The following is a 294-nucleotide window of genomic DNA, read 5'->3' as shown; positions in this document are numbered from 1 at the left end:
ACCACGACGCCTTCCTGGCCCTGTGCCGCGACACCCTGTCCTCGGGCACCCTCGGCACCCACAACGGGCTACCGGTCACCGTCATCGTCACAACAACCCTCCAAGACCTCGAACACGCCGCCCGCACCGCCGCCGCAGGCTGCGACACCGAACACTGCGACACCGAACACTGCGACACCGAACACTGCGGCGCCGAACAACCCAGCCAGACCAGCCGCCGGCGCCCCACCGGACACGCCCTCACCGCCGGCGGCACCCTGCTGCCCATGCGCGAGGTCATCCGCATGGCCATCG

The 294-nt window shown here is 70.4% G+C and carries 1 protein-coding gene; it reads left to right on the top strand.

All coding sequences use genetic code 11. The features are described from left to right. The coding region (locus ACXAID_RS28485) for a DUF222 domain-containing protein (protein WP_475025485.1) at nt 1-294 on the top strand (294 nt) is incomplete at both ends.

It is taken from the genome of Mycobacterium sp. ABE4_509, from assembly GCF_056160785.1.
Note: the sequence above shows the minus strand (reverse complement) of the source record. Positions and strands in the feature narration are given on the sequence as shown.